Source organism: Mesorhizobium sp. WSM4816 (genome assembly GCF_055811535.1).
This window is the reverse complement of the sequence record NZ_JBVVQR010000005.1, coordinates 285,678-304,155: the sequence shown is the minus strand read 5'-3', so window position 1 is coordinate 304,155 and position 18,478 is coordinate 285,678. Positions and strand designations below refer to the sequence as shown.

Annotated in this window: 12 protein-coding genes, 1 pseudogene and 1 riboswitch; of the genes and pseudogenes, 5 read left to right on the top strand and 8 right to left on the bottom strand. The window is 63.4% G+C overall.

Annotated elements, in window-relative coordinates; translation table 11 throughout:
* Nucleotides 1-54: 54 nt before the first annotated feature.
* The 3 genes from gcvP to gcvT are packed head-to-tail and all read right to left on the bottom strand — an operon-like array spanning nt 55 to nt 4,374.
* Nucleotides 55-2,865, bottom strand: coding sequence for an aminomethyl-transferring glycine dehydrogenase (gcvP, locus tag AC0L3H_RS09190; RefSeq protein ID WP_473585236.1), 2,811 nt, complete (start codon nt 2,863-2,865; stop codon nt 55-57).
* Between the two features lie 19 nt (nt 2,866-2,884).
* Nucleotides 2,885-3,253: a glycine cleavage system protein GcvH gene (gene gcvH / locus AC0L3H_RS09185; protein WP_027156276.1), complete on the bottom strand. Its 369-nt coding sequence runs from the start codon at nt 3,251-3,253 to the stop codon at nt 2,885-2,887.
* A 5-nt stretch (nt 3,254-3,258) separates the two neighbouring features.
* Nucleotides 3,259-4,374, bottom strand: coding sequence for a glycine cleavage system aminomethyltransferase GcvT (gcvT, locus tag AC0L3H_RS09180; protein WP_473585235.1), 1,116 nt, complete (start codon nt 4,372-4,374; stop codon nt 3,259-3,261).
* A gap of 152 nt (nt 4,375-4,526) precedes the next feature.
* Nucleotides 4,527-4,614, bottom strand: a riboswitch (glycine riboswitch).
* Nucleotides 4,615-4,778: 164 nt separating this feature from the next.
* Here gcvT and AC0L3H_RS09175 point away from each other — a divergent pair.
* Nucleotides 4,779-5,777 (top strand): hypothetical protein, encoded by a 999-nt coding sequence (locus AC0L3H_RS09175; protein WP_473585234.1) that lies wholly within the window; start codon nt 4,779-4,781, stop codon nt 5,775-5,777.
* 42 nt (nt 5,778-5,819) lie between these two features.
* Here the strand turns inward: AC0L3H_RS09175 and AC0L3H_RS09170 are convergent, their stop codons facing one another.
* The 5 genes and pseudogenes from AC0L3H_RS09170 to AC0L3H_RS09150 form a co-directional block, all read right to left on the bottom strand.
* On the bottom strand, nt 5,820-6,608 hold the full coding sequence (locus AC0L3H_RS09170) for a molybdopterin-binding protein (RefSeq protein ID WP_473585233.1): 789 nt from the start codon (nt 6,606-6,608) through the stop codon (nt 5,820-5,822).
* 1 nt (nt 6,609) lies between these two features.
* On the bottom strand, nt 6,610-7,491 hold the full coding sequence (locus AC0L3H_RS09165; protein ID WP_473585232.1) for a cytochrome b/b6 domain-containing protein: 882 nt from the start codon (nt 7,489-7,491) through the stop codon (nt 6,610-6,612).
* Nucleotides 7,492-7,605: 114 nt separating this feature from the next.
* Nucleotides 7,606-8,287: pseudogene (locus AC0L3H_RS09160) on the bottom strand (DUF1345 domain-containing protein).
* Nucleotides 8,288-8,425: 138 nt separating this feature from the next.
* Nucleotides 8,426-8,893, bottom strand: a complete 468-nt coding sequence (locus AC0L3H_RS09155; RefSeq protein WP_473585231.1) for a YaiI/YqxD family protein — start codon at nt 8,891-8,893, stop codon at nt 8,426-8,428.
* Between the two features lie 293 nt (nt 8,894-9,186).
* Complete coding sequence (locus tag AC0L3H_RS09150; RefSeq protein ID WP_473585230.1) at nt 9,187-10,314, bottom strand: S-(hydroxymethyl)glutathione dehydrogenase/class III alcohol dehydrogenase; 1,128 nt, start codon at nt 10,312-10,314, stop codon at nt 9,187-9,189.
* A gap of 199 nt (nt 10,315-10,513) precedes the next feature.
* Here AC0L3H_RS09150 and AC0L3H_RS09145 point away from each other — a divergent pair, with 199 nt between their 5' ends.
* The 4 genes from AC0L3H_RS09145 (at nt 10,514) to AC0L3H_RS09130 (ending at nt 18,401) form a co-directional block, all read left to right on the top strand.
* Nucleotides 10,514-12,526 (top strand): acetyl-CoA carboxylase biotin carboxylase subunit, encoded by a 2,013-nt coding sequence (locus AC0L3H_RS09145; protein ID WP_473585229.1) that lies wholly within the window; start codon nt 10,514-10,516, stop codon nt 12,524-12,526.
* A 324-nt stretch (nt 12,527-12,850) separates the two neighbouring features.
* Entirely contained in the window at nt 12,851-16,378 is a 3,528-nt protein-coding gene (gene dnaE, locus AC0L3H_RS09140) for a DNA polymerase III subunit alpha (RefSeq protein WP_473585228.1), read from the top strand.
* Between the two features lie 105 nt (nt 16,379-16,483).
* On the top strand, nt 16,484-17,494 hold the full coding sequence (locus AC0L3H_RS09135; RefSeq protein WP_128244810.1) for a methyltransferase: 1,011 nt from the start codon (nt 16,484-16,486) through the stop codon (nt 17,492-17,494).
* A gap of 103 nt (nt 17,495-17,597) precedes the next feature.
* Nucleotides 17,598-18,401, top strand: coding sequence for a potassium channel family protein (locus AC0L3H_RS09130; RefSeq protein WP_473490311.1), 804 nt, complete (start codon nt 17,598-17,600; stop codon nt 18,399-18,401).
* The last annotated feature ends 77 nt before the right edge of the window (nt 18,402-18,478 follow it).

Below are 18,478 nucleotides of genomic sequence, written 5' to 3'. Positions count from 1 at the left end.
TTGTTAGACCATGATCTTGTCCGAAAACCGGATTCCACTTTTCGGGATCATGGTCTACTCCGCCGCCCCCAGATATTCCGACAGCGGCGGGCAGGAGCAGACGAGGTTGCGGTCGCCGGCGACATTGTCGATGCGCGACACCGGCGGCCAGTATTTGGCTGACGTGTCGGCATCGCCGGCGGGGTAGGCCGCCTCCAGGCGCGAATAGGGATGGGTCCACTGGCCGGCCAGCGCCTCGGCGGCGGTATGCGGCGCATTAACCAGCGGATTGTCGGCCAGGGGCCATTCGCCTTTCGCCACCTTGGCTGCCTCGCCTGATATCGCGATCATCGCCTCGCAGAAGCGATCGAGCTCGCGCTTGGGCTCGGACTCGGTCGGCTCGACCATCAGCGTGCCGCCGACCGGAAACGACATGGTCGGCGCATGGAAACCATAGTCGATCAGCCGCTTGGCGACGTCGTCGACGCTGATGCCGGCACTGTCCTTGAGCACGCGGGTATCGAGGATGCATTCATGCGCGACGCGCTCGTGCCTGCCCTTGTAGAGCACCGGGAAATGCGCTCCGAGCCGCGTCGCCACATAATTGGCGGAAATGATCGCCGTCTCGGTCGCCTGCTTCAGGCCCGAAGCGCCCATCATCCGGATATACATCCAGGTGATCGGCAGGATCGAAGCGCTGCCGAACGGTGCAGCCGACACGGCATGGCCGGAGCCTTCGACGACGTGGCCGGGCAGATAGGGTTGCAGATGCGCCTTGACGCCGATCGGGCCGACGCCGGGACCGCCGCCGCCATGCGGGATGCAGAACGTCTTGTGCAGGTTCATGTGGCAGACGTCGGCGCCGATGTCGCCGGGGCGGGCGAGACCGACCAGCGCGTTGAGGTTGGCGCCGTCGAAATAGACCTGGCCGCCATGCTCATGGACAAGGGCGCAGAGGTCGCGCGCGCCTTCCTCGAAAACGCCGTGCGTCGAGGGATAGGTGAACATCAGCGCCGCAAGGTCTTGCGCATGCTCGTCCGCCTTGGCTTTCAGGTCATCGACGTCGATGTTGCCGTCTTCGGTGCAGCGCACGACGACGACGTTCATGCCGGCCATCGCCGCACTCGCCGGATTGGTGCCATGCGCCGATGACGGGATCAGGCAGACCGTGCGGTGAGCTTCGCCGCGTGAGCGGTGATAGCCGCGAATGGCGAGCAGCCCGGCATACTCGCCCTGGCTGCCGGCGTTGGGCTGCAGGGTCACCGCGTCGAACCCGGTGATCTCCGCCAGCCAGGCTTCCAGTTCGTCGATCATGGCGCGGTAGCCGGCCGAATGGCTTGCCGGGGCGAAGGGATGCAAATTGGCGATATCAGGCCAGCTTACCGGCATCATCTCGGCGGCGGCATTGAGTTTCATCGTGCAGGAGCCGAGCGGGATCATGGCGCGGTCGAGCGCCAGGTCCTTGTCGGCCAGCCGGCGCAGGAAGCGCATCATGTCGGTTTCCGAGTGGTTTTCGCGGAAGACAGGCTGCGTGAGAAACGCCTTGCCGCGCGGTTTTCCGGGCATGGTGCTGCCGACGGCTGCGCCCGGCTTGGCGCCGAACAGCGCCGCGATCGCCTCCAGATCGGCCTCGGTCGAGGTTTCGTCGAAGCTGATGCCGATGCGGTCGGCGTCGATGACGCGCAGCAATCGGCCGGTCTTTTCGGCTGCGGCGCCAATCGCCCCGGCTCTGCCTTTCACTTCCACCGCCACGGTGTCGAAGCGGCCTGCGCCAAGCACCGAAATTCCTGCTGCCTCGAGACCGGCAGCCAGCCGGTTGGCCAATGCATGGATTCGGCCGGCAATCGCCTGCAGCCCGGCAGGGCCGTGCCAGATCGCATAGGCGGTCGCCATGTTGGCGAGCAGCGCCTGCGCGGTGCAGATGTTGGAGGTCGCCTTGTCGCGGCGGATATGCTGCTCACGCGTCTGCAAGGCGAGGCGATAGCCGGGCCGGCCCTTGCTGTCGGTGGACTGACCGACCAGGCGGCCGGGCATCAGCCGAGTCAGCCTGTCGGAAACGGCGCAATAAGCGGCATGCGGCCCGCCAAAGCCCATCGGCACGCCGAAGCGCTGCATCGGGCCGACGGCGATGTCGGCGCCAAGCGCAGCCGGCGCGTCGGTCAGCGTCAGGGCGAGCGGATCGGCAATGAAGACGACCAGCGCGCCGGTGGCGCGAGCTTTCTCGATTGCCGCCCTGTGGTCGCCATAGACGCCAAACGTATCGGGCCAGGAGACCAGCAGAGCGGCTGTGTTGTCGTCGATCGTGTCACCGTCGACCTCGATGCCGAGCGGCTCGGCGCGGGTGCGCACGACGTCAAGCGTCTGCGGATGCGGCGTGCCGGCCAGCGCCACCTTGGTCCGCTTGTCGCGGTGGTGGCGTAACGCGATGCCGACTGCTTCGGCCACCGCCGTCGCCTCGTCGAGCAACGAGGCCGACGCGACCGGCAGCCCGGTCAGTTCGGTGACCAAGGTCTGGAAATTGAACAGCATTTCGAGCCGGCCCTGGCTGATCTCGGCCTGGTAGGGCGTGTAAGCCGTATACCAGGCCGGGTTCTCGAACAGGTTGCGCTGGATGACCGGCGGCACGTGGACGCCGTGATAGCCGGCGCCGATGAAGCTCTTCAAAACTGTATTTTTCGCCATTGTCGCTGACAGCTCGGCCAGCGCCTCGGCTTCGCTCGCCGGGGCCGGCAAGGCCAGCGGCCGGTCGAGCCGGATCGATTTCGGCACAGCCTGGCTGATCAGCGTCTCGACCGACGGAACGCCGATCGTCGCCAGCATGGCTCTGACATCATTGAGGCCGGGGCCGATATGGCGGGCCGAGAAGGAGTAGGGTGCTGCGGTCATCTTTCCTGGTCCTGCTCTCTCAACCAATATGGGCTTTGTAGGCGGCCTCATCCAGGAGACCTTCGAGTTGGCTTTCATCGGCCAGCTTCATCTTCCACAGCCAGCCGTCGCTGGCCGCCGCCGAATTGACCAGGGACGGATCAGACGAAAGCGCGGTGTTGGCCTCGGTGATCTCGCCGTCGACCGGCGCATAGACGTCCGATGCCGCCTTGACCGATTCGACCACGACGGCGGTATCGCCCTTGGCCAGCTTTTTCCCAGGCTCCGGCAATTCGACGAAGACGAGATCGCCGAGCTGTTCCTGCGCGTAGTCGGTGATGCCGATGGTGGCGATCCCGCCTTCGACGCGGAGCCATTCGTGATCTTCAGTGAAATAGGTCTTTGCCATGAAGTTCATCCTTTGCGGTAGCGATGCGGCGTGAAGGGCAGGGGATTGATATCGACCGGGATTTTGGTCCCGCGAACGTCGGCGAAGAGTTTTGCGCCGGGTTTGGCCAGCGACGCCTGGACGTAGCCCATGGCGACCGGATGGCCGGCCGAGGGGCCGAAGCCGCCGGAGGTGACGTGGCCGGCGGGATTGCCGTCGGCATCGAAAAGGGTTGCACCGGGGCGCACCGGCTGGCGGCCCTCCGGCTTCAGGCCGACGCGTTTTTGCGCCGGGCCGCGCTCCAGGATTGAACGCAAGGCGTCGGCGCCAATGAAAGCGCCAGAGGCGCGAACCTCCTTCGGGATCGCCCACATCAGCCCGGCGCCGGCCGGGTCCATCTCAGGCGTGATGTCCAGTCCGTGCAGGCACAGCCCTGCTTCGAGCCGCAGGCTGTCGCGGGCGGCCAGCCCAACCCACATCACTCGCTTGTCCTCGAGCAGTTTGGCGACGAGATTTCGCGCATCCGCTTCCGGCAGGCCGACCTCGAAGCCGTCCTCGCCGGTATAGCCCGAGCGGCTCATGAACCAGTTTTCGCGCGGCTCGAAGCCGTGCATGAACAGCAGCGATCCGGTTTCGATGCCGGCGCGCGACAAGGCGGCCCAGGCTTCGGGACCCTGGATTGCCAGGAATACGCGGTCGAGTGCTTCAATCTTGGCGTCAAAGTCCGCCTTGGCATCAAAGTCGGCAAGCTCACGAAGGTGTTTTTCGTCGGCTTCAGCATTGCCGGCATTGGCGACGACCATGAAGCGTTGCCGGCCGAGCCTGGTGACGATCAGATCGTCGATGATGCCGGCGGCTTCATTGAGAAAGAACGTGTATTTGGACTGGGAAATCTCAAGCGCGCCGGCGTCGAACGGGCAGGCCCGATTGAGCAGTGCTTCAGCGCCCAAGCCACTGATCTCGAACAGCTTCATGTGTGAGATGTCGAACAGGCCGGCATGTTCGCGGGTATGAAGGTGCTCCTTCATCACCCCGGCCGGATAGGTGAGCGGCATCGACCAGCCGGCGAACGCGCCAAAGCGCGCACTGGCGGCCACGTGCAGGTCTTCGAGGGGAAGGTGTTTGGTGTCGTCGCCCGTCATGTCGTCTCCAGAGTCGCACGCAATCGGCCGCGAATGGCGACCAGTCCGTGCCCCTCTGTCTGAAGCCTGAGAGACTCGCGCCCCGTAACTCTGTCGGCAGCGCTTACACCTTCGGCGCGGGGCGAAAAAAGCCCCGACTTTCCAGAGTGTCTTTCCCGTCTACGGTTCTTTTTGCCTGAGAGATTTCGGGCGATTTCCCCTTCGGCGGCAGCTCTCGCTGCTCTCTCCCGCAAACAGGTAGGACTCAATTTGAGCCCTCGACTCGTCATCCATAGCCTGTCGGCGACACCTTGTCACCTGCTAGCGACAGCTTACCGACAAGTCTTCGCTAACCACGCGGTTTGCCGGTTTCTCAAGGAACTGCCGATATGTTGGGTCCAAGTGACGTATGGATGGGAAACGAAATGGGCGAATTGAAGAGAGTTCCGGTGGCCGAGCTGGCCTCGAAAAATCGGGTCACAGCGGAAGACGTGGTCATGCTGCGCCGCGAGGTGTTCGGCGATGGGGTGGTGACGCGGAGCGAGGCCGAGGCGCTGTTTGCGCTCGACGCGATAGAAGGGGACAAATGCGCGGAATGGCCGGATTTTTTCATCGAAGCCATCACCGACCTCATCGTTCATCAGGAAAAGCCGGCGGGCTATATCTCGCAGGACAATGCCGACTGGCTGGTCCAAGCGATTTCGCGTGACGGCATGGTCGACAGCCTGACCGAACTCGAACTGCTCGTGCATGTGCTGGAAAAGGCGAAATCCTCGCCGAACGGGCTTTGCGCCTATGCGCTGGAGCAGGTCGCCCATGCCATCATCGACGGCAAAGGGCCGCTGATGCACGGCGGTAAGCTGGTTCCCGGGCTAATCGCCAAGGCTGAAGTCGAGCTTCTGCGCCGCATCCTCTATGCCTATGGCGGCGACGGCAACATTGCCATCACCCGCGCCGAGGCAGAGGTGCTGTTCAAGATCAACGAGCGGACCGCGGCAGCCAGCAACGATCCATCGTGGAAGGATCTGTTCGTCAAGGCGCTCGCCAATTACGTCATGTGCTCGGCCGGCTACGAAGCTCCGGTGCGCGACGTGGCGCTGCGGCAAGATGCTTTCCTGGAGCAAGCCGATCCAGAGATCGGCGGTTTCTTCGGCCGCATGGTTTCGGGTGGCCTCGCCGGCATCATGGCAGCCTACCGCGCGCCGGGCGATATCGAATCCGAATGGGAATCGAAGAACAAGGCAGCCGAGGCACTGGCCCGCCGCGCCGAAACGATCGACGCGTGCGAGGCGAAATGGCTGGCCGAGCGCATCGGCAGCGACCGGCCGCTGCATGAGAACGAGCGCGCGCTGCTGACACTGATCAAGCGCGCCTCGCCGGAAATCCATCCGGTGCTCAAGCCGCTGATCGACAAGGTCGCCTGAGCAAAGCACCAAACACTGATCGGAAATGGCGGAGCTATGGCGTCAAATGCCGCCGTACCAGTCGTAGCCATTGTCCTCCCAGTAGCCGCCCCTGCCGCCGCCGATAGCGGCGAAACTGTCGACCAGTTCGATCTGGCGGAGATACTTTGGCATCTTGTAGCCGATCTGGCGCTCGACGCGGACACGCAGCGGCGCGCCGTTCTCGACCGGCAGCGGCTTGCCGTTCAGGCCATAGGCAAGGATCGTCTGCGGGTGACGGGCATCGTTCAGGTCGATCGAGCCGTAATATTTGATGTCGCCGGACAGGCTGCGGTCGATCGTGTCGAGGCAATGGAACACGACGTAGCGCGCCTGCGGCTTGACCACCGCCTGATCAAGCACCAGCGACAGCGGCGTGCCGGTCCATTTGGCGATGCAACTCCAGCCTTCGACGCAGTCGTGGCGGGTGATCTGGGTGCGGCTTGGCAGTTTCATCAATTGCTCGCGGGTCAGCGACAGCGGCTTTTCGACGAGGCCGGAAACCTCGAGGCGCCAGTTGGCGAAATTGTTGGCGAGCAGGCCCTTGTAGACATCGTCGTCCGGCGCGGTGACGCCGTTCGGCCGCTGCGGCTGGCGAATGTCGGCTTCGGTGAATTCCGGCGCCAGCGAATCGCCGGCGAGCAGGCGCTGCGCGCGCCAGGTCAGGCCGTTGGCGCCTTCGAGGAAACTGCGCAGGCCGTCGCCGACGCGAAGCTGGCTGTCGAAGGCATCGCAACCCGACAGCATGATGCCGGTGACGCCGAGGCTGGCCGAGGTCAGGAATTTTCTGCGGCTGATCACAAACTTCGCCATCTCACGCACCCCTCTGCGGCGTCTTGCTGCCATGCGCCGGCGGATCGGTTCGGTACCAGCCGGTGATGATGGAACGCAGTTCGTTGATCGGGCCGGCGGCGAAGATCATCAGTATATGGATGATGAAGAAGGCGACGAGCAGCAGCATCACGACGAAATGGATTGTCCGCGACGTCTGCCTGCCGCCAAGCAAATCGTTGAGGAATGGCAGCGCCGCGTTCATGCTCGGCGACATGGCAAGGCCGGTGATGATCATCAGCGGCAGCAGCACGAACATCACGCCGCCATAGGCCATCTTCTGCAGCGTGTTGTATTCGCGCGTGTGATGAAACTTGAATTTGGCATGATCGATGATGTCTCGCGGCAAACGCCTGAGATCGTCGATGCGCGGGACAAGATCGCGGCGCAGATGACCGTTGACCAGGCTGGCGACCAGCCACACGACCAGGGTCGTGGACAGTATCCAGGCGAAGAAGAAATGGACGACGCGGGCGGTGCCGAGGTCGTAATAGGAGGGGATTGTCGCCCAGGACGGGAAGGCGCGGGACGTCTCCCGACCCGCCGGCCCCGACCAGCCGAGCACACCGGTTGTGTCGAAGCGCTTGCCGAAGATTTCGGTGTAGCCGCGCGGGCCGTTTGCGGTGTTCTCGGCGCCGATGGCGAAGATGGTGTTGTTATATGCGAATCCCGATTCCTTGCCGATATAGAGCTGGGGGCGGGCATTGAAGATCTGCAGGCCGGAAAGCAGCATGAAGAACAGCGAAATGGCCCAGAGCCAGTGCGTCAGCCGCGTCCAGCGCGACTGCCGGTAGATCAGCGTTGCATCTTTCGGCGCGGCAGTATCTGGCCCGACAGTGGATTGGCTCCTGGCAACCGATTGCATTTTTTCATGTCCTTCCGGCCGCTCAGTCGGCCTTTCCGATCGTTCTCCTCCCAATACGTTGCCAGCCAAAGCGGTGTTTCATCCGATCACGGAATTATTACAGACTGCCCGGTGCTACCGGCTCCCGAGACTGACGGCGAGGTTGACCGCGGCGGCGACAATCACTGTATTAAAAAAGAGCGACAGGATCGAATGCAAAAGCATGATGTGACGCATTTGCGTGGTCGAGACCGCGGTATCGGAGGTCTGCGAGGTCATGCCGACGGTGGTCGAGAAGTAGAGGAAATCCCAGCCGTCCGGCCGCTCCTTACCGGCAAATACGAGGCCGCCGACCGGCTTTTTCTGCTTCGCGTTGCTGCCGGGGTCGGTCTCTTCATCGTTGACCCAGTAATCATGGGCGTAGTGCAGTGCCGTCATGGCGTGGATGGTGAACCAGCCGAGGGGGATCGACAGCAGCGCGAAGGTGAGTTCGACAGGATGCGCGCTGCCCTCGCGATTGATCAATTGGAACAGCGAGATATGGCAATGGTGACGACAATCAGCGTCACCGCAAAGATGACTAGCACCGGCTGGTCGGTGGCCCGCGCGTTCTTGCTTAAAAGCGGCCGGTGAGCAGCGGCATCTGGGCGACGACGATGACGGTGTAGGCGGCGAAAAACGCATTGGCGCCGATCGAAAAGGCGAGCGGAGTGCGCAAGACCAGCGCGATCGCCAGTGCCACTACACCGATGCAGGCCGACACCGCGAACTGCATGTGGCGGTGCAGTGGTGTCTTCAGGGGCGTCTCGGTCGTCATGGCCCGGCCTCTGATGGCGGTCCGTCTTACCGCCGCTCGTCTCTTAGGGCTCGAACATTATAGCACTTTAGACTGTGCGCATGATGCCGAAGTTCGATTCCGGTCTTGCTGCGCTGACCTCCGGTTCGGGGTCAAGCGCTAGCCCAGTGCGGCGGATTTCAGCGCACGCCGCAGGATGCGGTCGAGCTCGCCGAGAAACCGCGAGCGGTCCTGTGGCGCGAAACTGGCATTGTAGCCCTTGCTTTCGCCGGTCTCGCGCAGATGCTGCTTGAGGTCGCGCATCGCCACCGCCATGCCGATCGTTTCCGGCGTGAACGGGCGTCCGGTCGGCCCAAGCACATGGGCGCCGAGCGCCACCGTGCGGGCGGCAAGCGGGATGTCTGATGTCACGACGATGTCGTTGGGCTGGGCATTGTCGACGATCCAGTCGTCCGCCGCGTCGGCGCCTTTCGACACGACGACGTTGCGGATCATCGGATCGCGCGACGGGCGCAGGCCGCCATTGGAGACAAAGGTGACGACGACGCCATGGCGCTCGGCGACTTTTTCGACCTCGGCCTTCACCGGACAGGCATCGGCATCGACGTAAATGGCGGGTGCGGGCATGGTTCGTTCCAAGCGTATGGAGCCGGGCGATTGTGCCTGGCTTGATGTTCGATCGGTCAAAGGTCGGCGCTGCCCCTCATCCGCCTGCCGGCACCTTCTGCCCGTATAGTGACGGGGCGAAGGGGCTGGCCGCAACCTCGGCACGCTTTCTGCCACGCTGCAGATTGGCGAAATCCCTTTGCGAAGGCGTCTTTCTCCCCGTCACTATACGGGGAGAAATGCCCGGCAGGGCAATGAGGGGCGGCGCAGACCTGAAGCGATTGCCTTGCTTCCTCCCGCCACGTCGCGATTTCTCAATAGACCACCACGCTCCTGATGCTCTTGCCTTCGTGCATCAGGTCAAAACCCTTGTTGATGTCCTCCAGCTTCAGCGTGTGGGTGATCATCGGGTCGATCTCGATCTTGCCGTCCATGTACCAGTCGACGATCTTCGGCACGTCGGTGCGGCCGCGCGCTCCGCCGAAGGCGGTGCCCATCCAGGTGCGGCCGGTGACCAGCTGGAACGGCCGCGTCGAGATCTCCTGGCCGGCGCCGGCAACGCCGATGACCACCGACTTGCCCCAGCCGCGGTGCGAAGCTTCCAGCGCCTGGCGCATCACCTTGGTGCTGCCGGTGCAGTCGAACGTATAGTCGGCGCCGCCGATCTGGTCGGCGCCGCGTTTTGTCATGTTGACGAGATAGGGCACGATATCGCCGTCGATCTCCTTCGGATTGACGAAATGCGTCATGCCGAATTTCTCGCCCCATTCCTTCTTGTCGTTGTTCAGGTCGACGCCGATGATCATGTCGGCGCCGGCAAGGCGCAGCCCCTGGATGACGTTGAGGCCGATGCCGCCGAGGCCGAAGACGGCGGCCGTGGCGCCGATCTCGACCTTGGCTGTGTTGATCACCGCGCCGATGCCGGTGGTGACGCCGCAGCCGATGTAGCAGATCTTGTCGAAGGGCGCGTCGGGATTGACCTTGGCCACCGCAATCTCGGGCAGCACGGTGAAGTTGGTAAAGGTCGAGCAGCCCATATAGTGGAAGATCTTGTCCTTGCCGATCGAGAAGCGCGACGAGCCGTCCGGCATCAGCCCTTGCCCCTGCGTGGCACGGATCGCGGTGCACAGATTGGTCTTTCTGGACAGGCAGGACGGGCATTGCCGGCATTCCGGCGTGTAGAGCGGGATGACGTGGTCACCCTTCTTGACCGAGGTGACGCCCTTGCCGACATCGACGACGATCCCGGCGCCCTCATGGCCGAGGATCGCCGGAAAAATGCCTTCGGGATCGGCGCCCGACAGCGTGAACTCGTCGGTGTGGCAGATGCCGGTCGCCTTGATCTCGACCAGCACCTCGCCGGCTCGCGGGCCGTCGAGATCGACCTCCAGGATTTCCAGCGGCTTTCCGGCGGCGACAGCGACAGCGGCACGGGTTTTCATCGGGGCTCTCCTCTCAAGCCAAATCGGCAATCGAGGCGAGCTTTAGCGTATCTGCAGGTTCTGGACTATGGGACGAATTGACAGTTCGTAGCGCGCTTTTGGTCAGCACCAGCCGACTTACGCCCGGATATGCGCCTACGTGCCTTGACCGGCCGGGCCAAGCCCATAAAAGAAAGGCAGCCGAGGGAACAAAACCCGTATGTTCACAAAAATCCTGATCGCCAATCGTGGCGAGATCGCCTGCCGCGTCATCAAGACGGCGCGCAAGATGGGCATCGCCACCGTCGCGGTCTATTCGGACGCCGATCGTGACGCCGTGCATGTCGAGATGGCCGACGAGGCTGTCCATATCGGGCCTTCGCCGGCATCTGAGAGCTATCTGGTGCCGGAGAAGATCATTGCCGCCTGCAAGGCGACGGGTGCTGAAGCCGTGCATCCCGGCTACGGGTTTTTGTCCGAACGCGCCTCCTTCTGTGAAGCGCTGGAGCAGGAAGGCATCGTCTTCATCGGCCCGAAACCCGGAGCGATCAGGGCGATGGGCGACAAGATCGAATCGAAGAAATTCGCCAATGCAGCCAGGGTCAGCACGGTGCCCGGCTGGCTCGGCGTCATCGAGAATGCCGGTCATGCCGAGAAAATAGCCGGCGAGATCGGCTATCCCGTGATGATCAAGGCCTCGGCCGGCGGCGGCGGCAAGGGCATGCGCATCGCCTGGAGCAAGGCCGAGGTGCGCGACGGGTTCGACCGGGCGCGGTCGGAGGCCAAAAGCTCGTTCGGTGACGACCGCGTCTTCATCGAAAAGTTCGTGGTGGATCCGCGCCACATCGAGATCCAGGTGCTGGCCGACGCGCATGGCAATGCGCTTTATCTCGGCGAGCGCGAATGCTCGATCCAGCGCCGCAACCAGAAGGTCGTCGAAGAGGCGCCTTCACCTTTCCTCGACGCCAGGGCCCGGAAAGCCATGGGCGAGCAGGCGGTGGCGCTGGCCAGCGCGGTCGACTACCAGAGCGCCGGCACGGTCGAGTTCATCGTCGACAGCGAAAAGAACTTCTATTTCCTTGAAATGAATACACGATTGCAGGTCGAGCATCCGGTGACCGAGCTCGTCACCGGCATTGACCTAGTCGAGCAGATGATCCGCATAGCAGCCGGCGAAAAGCTCGCCATCAAGCAAAGCGACGTCAAGCTGAACGGCTGGGCGGTGGAAAGCCGGCTCTACGCCGAGGACCCGTATCGCAATTTCCTGCCGTCGATCGGCCGGCTGACGAGATACCGGCCACCGCAAGAGGGACAGTTCGGCGAGGTCGTCGTCCGCAACGATACCGGGGTTACCGAGGGTTCGGAAATCTCGATGTTTTATGACCCGATGGTGGCCAAGCTGTGCACCTGGGCGCCGACTCGGCTCGCGGCAATAGACGCCATGTCGGAAGCGCTCGACAGTTTTGTCGTCGACGGCATCGAGCACAACATGCCGTTCCTGGCAGCACTTATGCAGCATCCGCGCTGGCGGGAAGGGCGGATATCGACCGCCTTCATATCAGAGGAATATCCCGACGGCTTCGCGCCGATCGTGCCTGATAGCGAGGAAAAGGCCGTTCTCGCAGCGATCGCCGCCGCGGTCGAACTGCTGCGCCGCGACCGGCTCGACCGGCTCGGCGGGCGGCTGGCGCCGCATTCTGGTGTGCTTATACGCGACTGGGTGGTCAAGATCGGCAAGGATTACCTTTCGGCTTCGGTTATCGAAGGCATGATCTCCATTCCGATGGAGCTCGGTCTGTCGATCGACGGCGGCACGGCGCTGACGGTGGCGTCCGACTGGCGGCCGGGCGATCTCGTCTGGCGCGGCATGGTCGGCGACCGAAGGATCGCTGCGCAGGTCAGGCCGGTGCTGAACGGGCTTCGCGTCGCCTGGAAAGGCATGTCGGTGAGCGCACGCGCCATGCTGCCGCGCACCGCCGAGCTCGAAAGGCTGATGCCGGAAAAAGTGGCGCCGGATACGTCGAAGATGCTGCTCTGCCCGATGCCCGGCCTTGTCGTGTCGATCGCCGTTGCCGAAGGGCAGGAGGTCAAGGCCGGCGAGACGCTGGCGGTCGTCGAGGCGATGAAGATGGAAAACGTGCTGCGCGCCGAGCGCGATCTCACCGTGTCGAAACTCAAGGCAAAACCGGGCGACAGTCTCGCCGTCGACGCGGTGATCATGGAATTTGCGTGAGGATGCCGTCACTTGGCACCATCGACAGTTACAAGGCAATTGCATTGGTTGGCGCTGCCCCTCATTGCCCTGCCGGGCATTTCTCCCCGTATAGTGACGGGGAGAAAGGGGCCTTCGCACAGGATTTCGCCAATCTCCAGCGTTGTAGATGGGAGCCAAGGTTGCGGCCAGCCCCTTCGCCCCGTCACTATACGGGGAGAAGGTGCCGGCAGGCGGATGAGGGGCAGCGCCAGCATCGACAATTGGCCTGTCGCTGGACTCGCATCGTCCGGTGCCGGACAATACATCCTCATCGACTGAGTCCTCTCAAACGGCGATAAAAAAATGGCGAATGAGACACTTCCCCGCGATCCGTTGCGGCGCGAGGCCTTTGTGAAGGCGTCGCGGCCGGAAGCGCCGGCGCGGCCGTTCATTCATCTGCGCGTGCATTCGGCCTATTCGCTGCTCGAAGGCGCCTTGCAGCTGGGTACGATCGTCGGCCATGCGGTGAGGGATGACGCCCCGGCGATTGCCGTCACCGACACCAACAATCTGTTCGGCGCGCTCGAATTTGCTCAAAAGGCGGTGAAGGAGGGTATCCAGCCGATCATCGGCTGCCAGACCGCTCTCGCTTTTTCCGGTGAAGCCAGCGACAGCCAGCGCGACCGCAGGCGGCAAGGCCCGGAAATGCGGCCCGTGGTTTTGATCGCGGCGACCGGGGCCGGCTACAGCAACCTGGTCAGGCTGGTCAGCCGGGTCTATCTGGAAACGCCGCCCGGCGAGGCCGTGCATCTGACGACCGAGATGCTGCAAGGCCATTGCGACGGCCTGATCTGTCTCAGCGGCGGGCCGCGCGGCCCGATCGGCAACGCGCTGAAAGAGGACCGCCGCGACCTCGCCGAGACGCGGCTTCTGGCGCTCAAGGCGCTGTTCGGCGACCGGCTCTACGTCGAGCTGGAACGGGTTTCCGGCTATGACCGGGCCATCGAGAAATCGTCAGTCGACCTCGCCTATATCAATGACTTGCCGCTGGTTGCCACCAACGAGGCGTTTTTCTCCTCGCGCGACGACTATGAGGCGCATGATGCGCTGATCGCCATCGCCGAAGGGTCGGTCGTCGCCGTCGACAATCGCCGGCGGCTGTCGCCCGACAATTTTCTGAGAAGCCAGGCCGAGATGGCGAGGCTGTTCGCCGATCTGCCGGAGGCGATCGACAACACCGTCGAGATCGCGCTGCGCTGCTCCTACTATCCCAAGACCCGCAACCCGATCCTGCCGCGCTTTGCCGGCGGCGATGTCGCCGACGCCGACGCGGCGGTGAAGGCGGAGGCGCAGGAGCTTTCCAGGCAGGCGCATGAAGGGCTGGAGGCGCGGCGCGCCGCGCACGGCCTCGCCCCTGGCTATACGGTCGAGCAATATCGCGAACGGCTGGAATTCGAGCTCGGCATCATCGAGAAGATGAAATTCCCCGGCTACTTCCTGATCGTCGCCGACTTCATCAAATGGGCGAAGGCGCAGGGCATTCCGGTCGGGCCGGGGCGCGGCTCGGGCGCCGGCTCGCTGGTCGCCTATTCGACGACCATCACCGACATCGATCCGCTGCGCTTCTCGCTGCTGTTCGAGCGCTTCCTCAATCCCGACCGCGTGTCGATGCCCGACTTCGACATCGATTTCTGCCAGGACCGGCGCGAGGAGGTCATCCGCTACGTCCAGCAGAAATACGGACGCGACCAGGTCGGCCAGATCATCACCTTCGGCACGCTGCAGGCCCGCGCGGTGCTGCGCGATGTCGGCCGCGTGCTGCAGATGCCCTATGGCCAAGTCGACAAGCTCAGCAAAATGGTGCCGTCGAACCCGGCCAATCCGGTCAAGCTCGCCGACGCCATCGCCAACGAGCCGCGCTTTGCCGAGGAGGCCGAGCGCGAGCCGATCGTGCAGACGCTGCTCGACATGGCGCAGAAGCTGGAAGGGCTCTACCGCCACGCCTCGACGCATGCCGCCGGCATCGTCATCGGCGACCGGCCGCTGTGGGAGCTGGTGCCGATGTACCGCGATCCGCGCTCGGACATGCCGGTCACCCAGTTCAACATGAAGTATGTCGAGCAGGCCGGCCTGGTGAAGTTCGACTTCCTCGGCCTGAAGACGCTGACGGTGCTGGAGACCGCGGTCAAGCTGATCCGCCGCCGCGGCATCGAGATCGATCTTGCCCACATTCCGCTCGACGACCCCGACACCTATGCCATGCTGTCACGCGGCGAAGTGGTCGGCGTGTTCCAGGTGGAAAGTGCCGGCATGCGCAAGGCGCTGATCGGCATGCGGCCCGACTGCATCGAGGACATCATTGCGCTGGTCGCGCTTTACCGGCCCGGCCCGATGGAGAACATCCCGACCTACAACGCCAGAAAGCACGGCGAGGAGGAGATGGCGTCGATCCATCCGAAGATCGACCATCTGGTGAAGGAGACGCAAGGCGTCATCGTCTACCAGGAACAGGTGATGCAGATCGCGCAGGAGCTTGCCGGCTATTCGCTGGGCGAAGCCGACCTGTTGCGTCGCGCCATGGGCAAAAAGATCCGCGCCGAGATGGACAAGCAGCGCGAGCGCTTCGTCTCGGGCGCGATCGAGCGCGGCGTCGGCAAGCCGCAAGCCGACTTCATTTTCGACCTGCTGGCAAAGTTCGCCGACTATGGTTTCAACAAGTCGCATGCCGCCGCCTATGCGGTCGTTTCCTACCAGACGGCCTATCTGAAGGCGCACTACCCGGTCGAATTCCTGGCCGCGTCGATGACGCTCGACATGGGCAACACCGATAAACTCGCTGATTTCCGCCAGGATGCGCTGCGCCTCGGTATCGATGTCGTGGCGCCGTCGGTGATATCAAGCTTCCGCGCCTTCGAAGTCGCCGAGAACCGGATCTTCTATTCGCTGGCCGCGCTCAAGGGCGTCGGCGACGCGGCGGTCGAGCATATCGTCGCCATGCGCGGCGAAAAACCGTTCAAGAACCTCGCCGATTTTTGCGAAAGGGTCGACCCGAAGATCGTCGGCAAACGCGTCTTCGAAAGCCTGATCATGGCCGGCGCGCTCGACTGCTTCGGTCACGACCGCGCCGCGATGATGGCGGGCGTCGAGCGGATGATGGGGCTGGCGTCGCTTGCGCAGCAGAATGCAATGTCGGGCCAGCACGACATTTTCGGCGCCTCGCTCGGGGCGCAGTCGCAGGCGCTCAACCTGCCGGCGACCGACCCGTGGCTTGCCGCCGACCGCCTGCACCGTGAATTTCAGGTGGTCGGCTTCTATCTCTCGGCGCACCCGCTGGACGAATACAAGGCGGCGCTGCAGAAGATGCGGGTGCAGACCTGGGCCGAGTTCTCGGGCGCCGTCAAACGCGGCGCTGCCGCCGGGCGGCTTGCCGGCACCGTCACCACCAAGCAGGAGCGCAAGACGCGCACCGGCAACAAGATGGGCGTCGTGCAGTTCTCCGACACGTCGGGCCAGTATGAAGCAGTGCTGTTTTCCGAAGGTCTGGCGCAATATCGCGACCTGCTCGAGCCCGGCCGTTCGGTGGTGGTCACAGTTTCGGCCGAGGACAGGCCCGAAGGCGTCAATCTGCGCATCCAGACGGTGCAGTCGCTGGAGGACGAGGCAAGCCGCATCCAAAAAGCCTTGCGCATTTTTGTCAGGGATGACCGGCCGGCGTCGGCGATTCAATCGCAGCTTACCCAGCGCGGCGACAGCCTGGTGAGCATTATCGTCATCAAGGACGAGGCGCAGGGCGAGGTCGAGATCGAACTGCCCAACCGTTACCGCGTCTCGCCACAGATCGCCTCGGCCATGCGGGCGGTGCCGGGCGTGGTGGAGGTGGAGTTGGTGTGAGCTAACGACCGTATTCCGCCAGCCCGGTCGCATTGCCTGGTGACGATGCCGCTGGTATTGTGGGCTCGGCGGCCTGGGTCTTTTGGCGGCCGGGGGGAGTGCGTCATGGATGAGCGGGATGCCGCTGCCGAACTCCAGAAAATGGTCAATGGCTTCCAGGTATCTCAGGCGATATGCGTCGCCGCCACGCTGGGCATTGCAGACCATCTCAAGGACGGAAAACGCACCAGCGGCGAACTGGCCGTGCTGACCAATACCCATCCGCAGGCGCTCTACCGGCTGCTGCGCGCCCTTGCGTCGGCCGGCGTGTTCCATGAAGCGGAAGACCGATCCTTCTCGCTGACCCCGGTTGGCGGCGCGTTGCGATCCGACGTTCAGCATTCGGTCGCGTCGTGGGCAATTCTGGCCGGACGGCCGTATTTCCGTCAGGCATGGAGCGATCTGCTGCACAGTGTCAGCACCGGCGAAAACGCCTTTCGCCACGCTTATGGCAAGGGCGTTTGGGAATACCGGGCAGAGCATCCGGAAGAGTCCGTCGTTTTCGACCGGGCGATGACGGCGATGTCGCGTGGCGTCGCCGCTGCGGTGCTCGCGGCCTATGACTTCCGGCGGTTCTCTGTCGTTATGGATGTAGGCGGCGGGCAGGGCGCGCTGCTTGCCGAAATCCTCCGCCGCAATCCCGGCCAACGCGGCATTCTATTTGATCAGCCGCAGGTCGTGGCGAAGGCCGGCCCGGTCTTTGACGCCGCGGCTGTCGCCGATCGCTGCGACATCGTCGCCGGCGATTTCTTCGTCTCGGTGCCCGAAGGAGCCGATGCGATTGTGCTTAAATGGATCCTGCATGACTGGGACGACGACACAAACATCCGGATCCTGAAAACCTGCCGCCGGGCGATTCGCCCGGAAGGCAAACTGCTGGTGCTCGAGAGCATTCTGGCGCCGCCCAATGAAGGCGCCGTCGCAAAATTCGGCGATCTGAACATGCTGGTCATGCCGGGCGGGCAGGAGCGCACGGCGGAAGAATTCAGGTTGCTGCTTGCGGCGTCGGATTTTCGGGTCGCCAATATCGTTGAAGCCGGACCTCGCATCAGCATCATCGAGGCGGAACCGGTCTGATTGCTTTCCGGGTCTGGAACGCTGCGGATGTTCTCAAGCCACAGCGGCTTCCCCCTGCTCTGCCCACTGGACGGCTGTCGCAGCGAGCGTTATCGCAGTTGTCATGAAGGCGCCGAAAAGGGACGGAGTGCAGGATTTTTCAGCCTTGACGCGGCTGCGCGACACATTGCGCAAACTCTATCACGGGCGCACGCCTGCGGCTTTCCGGTTTCAGCTGGCGGCTGTTATCATCGACCTTGCCATCATCGCCTTCTTCATCGCCACACCGGTGATCCAGGAATCGTCCTCGTTCCTCTGGCTCGATTATTCAGTGGCAGCGCTTGTCGCCGCCGACATGATTGCCCGGCTGCTGGCGTCAAACGACATGCTGCGCCTGATGAAGCAGCCGACGTCGTGGGTCGACGGCTTCATCCTGCTGACGCTGCTGATGCCTTCGGCGCTGGCCAATTTGGGATTCCTGCGCATATTGCGGCTGTGGTCGCTGTCGCGCAGCGGCGCGCTGTGGCGGTTTTTCGAGATGCGCGGCCTCAAAAAATGGCGCGAGGCAAGCCACGCAGTCATCAATCTCCTGACATTCCTGTTTGTCGTCACCGGTTTCGTCTACACCTTCTTCTTCCGCACCGGGGCCGGCCTCGAAGGCTATGTCGATGCGCTGTATTTCACTGTCGCCACGGTGACCACGACCGGCTTCGGCGACATCGTCCTGCCGGGAATAGCCGGCAAGCTCACCGCGATCGTTACCATGATTATCGGCATATCGCTGTTCGTCAGGCTGGCACAGGCGCTCTTCCGTCCCAACAAGGTCTTCTTCCCGTGCCCGCAATGCGGCCTTCAGCGGCATGAAGCCGACGCCGTCCACTGCAAGGCCTGCGGGCATCTCCTCAACATACCCGACGAAGGCGACTGAAATGCGAGGCGGTTTTGTGAAACCAAAACCGCGCGGTAGCTCTTTGCTTTGACGCATTTTGTCGGACGCCAAACGAA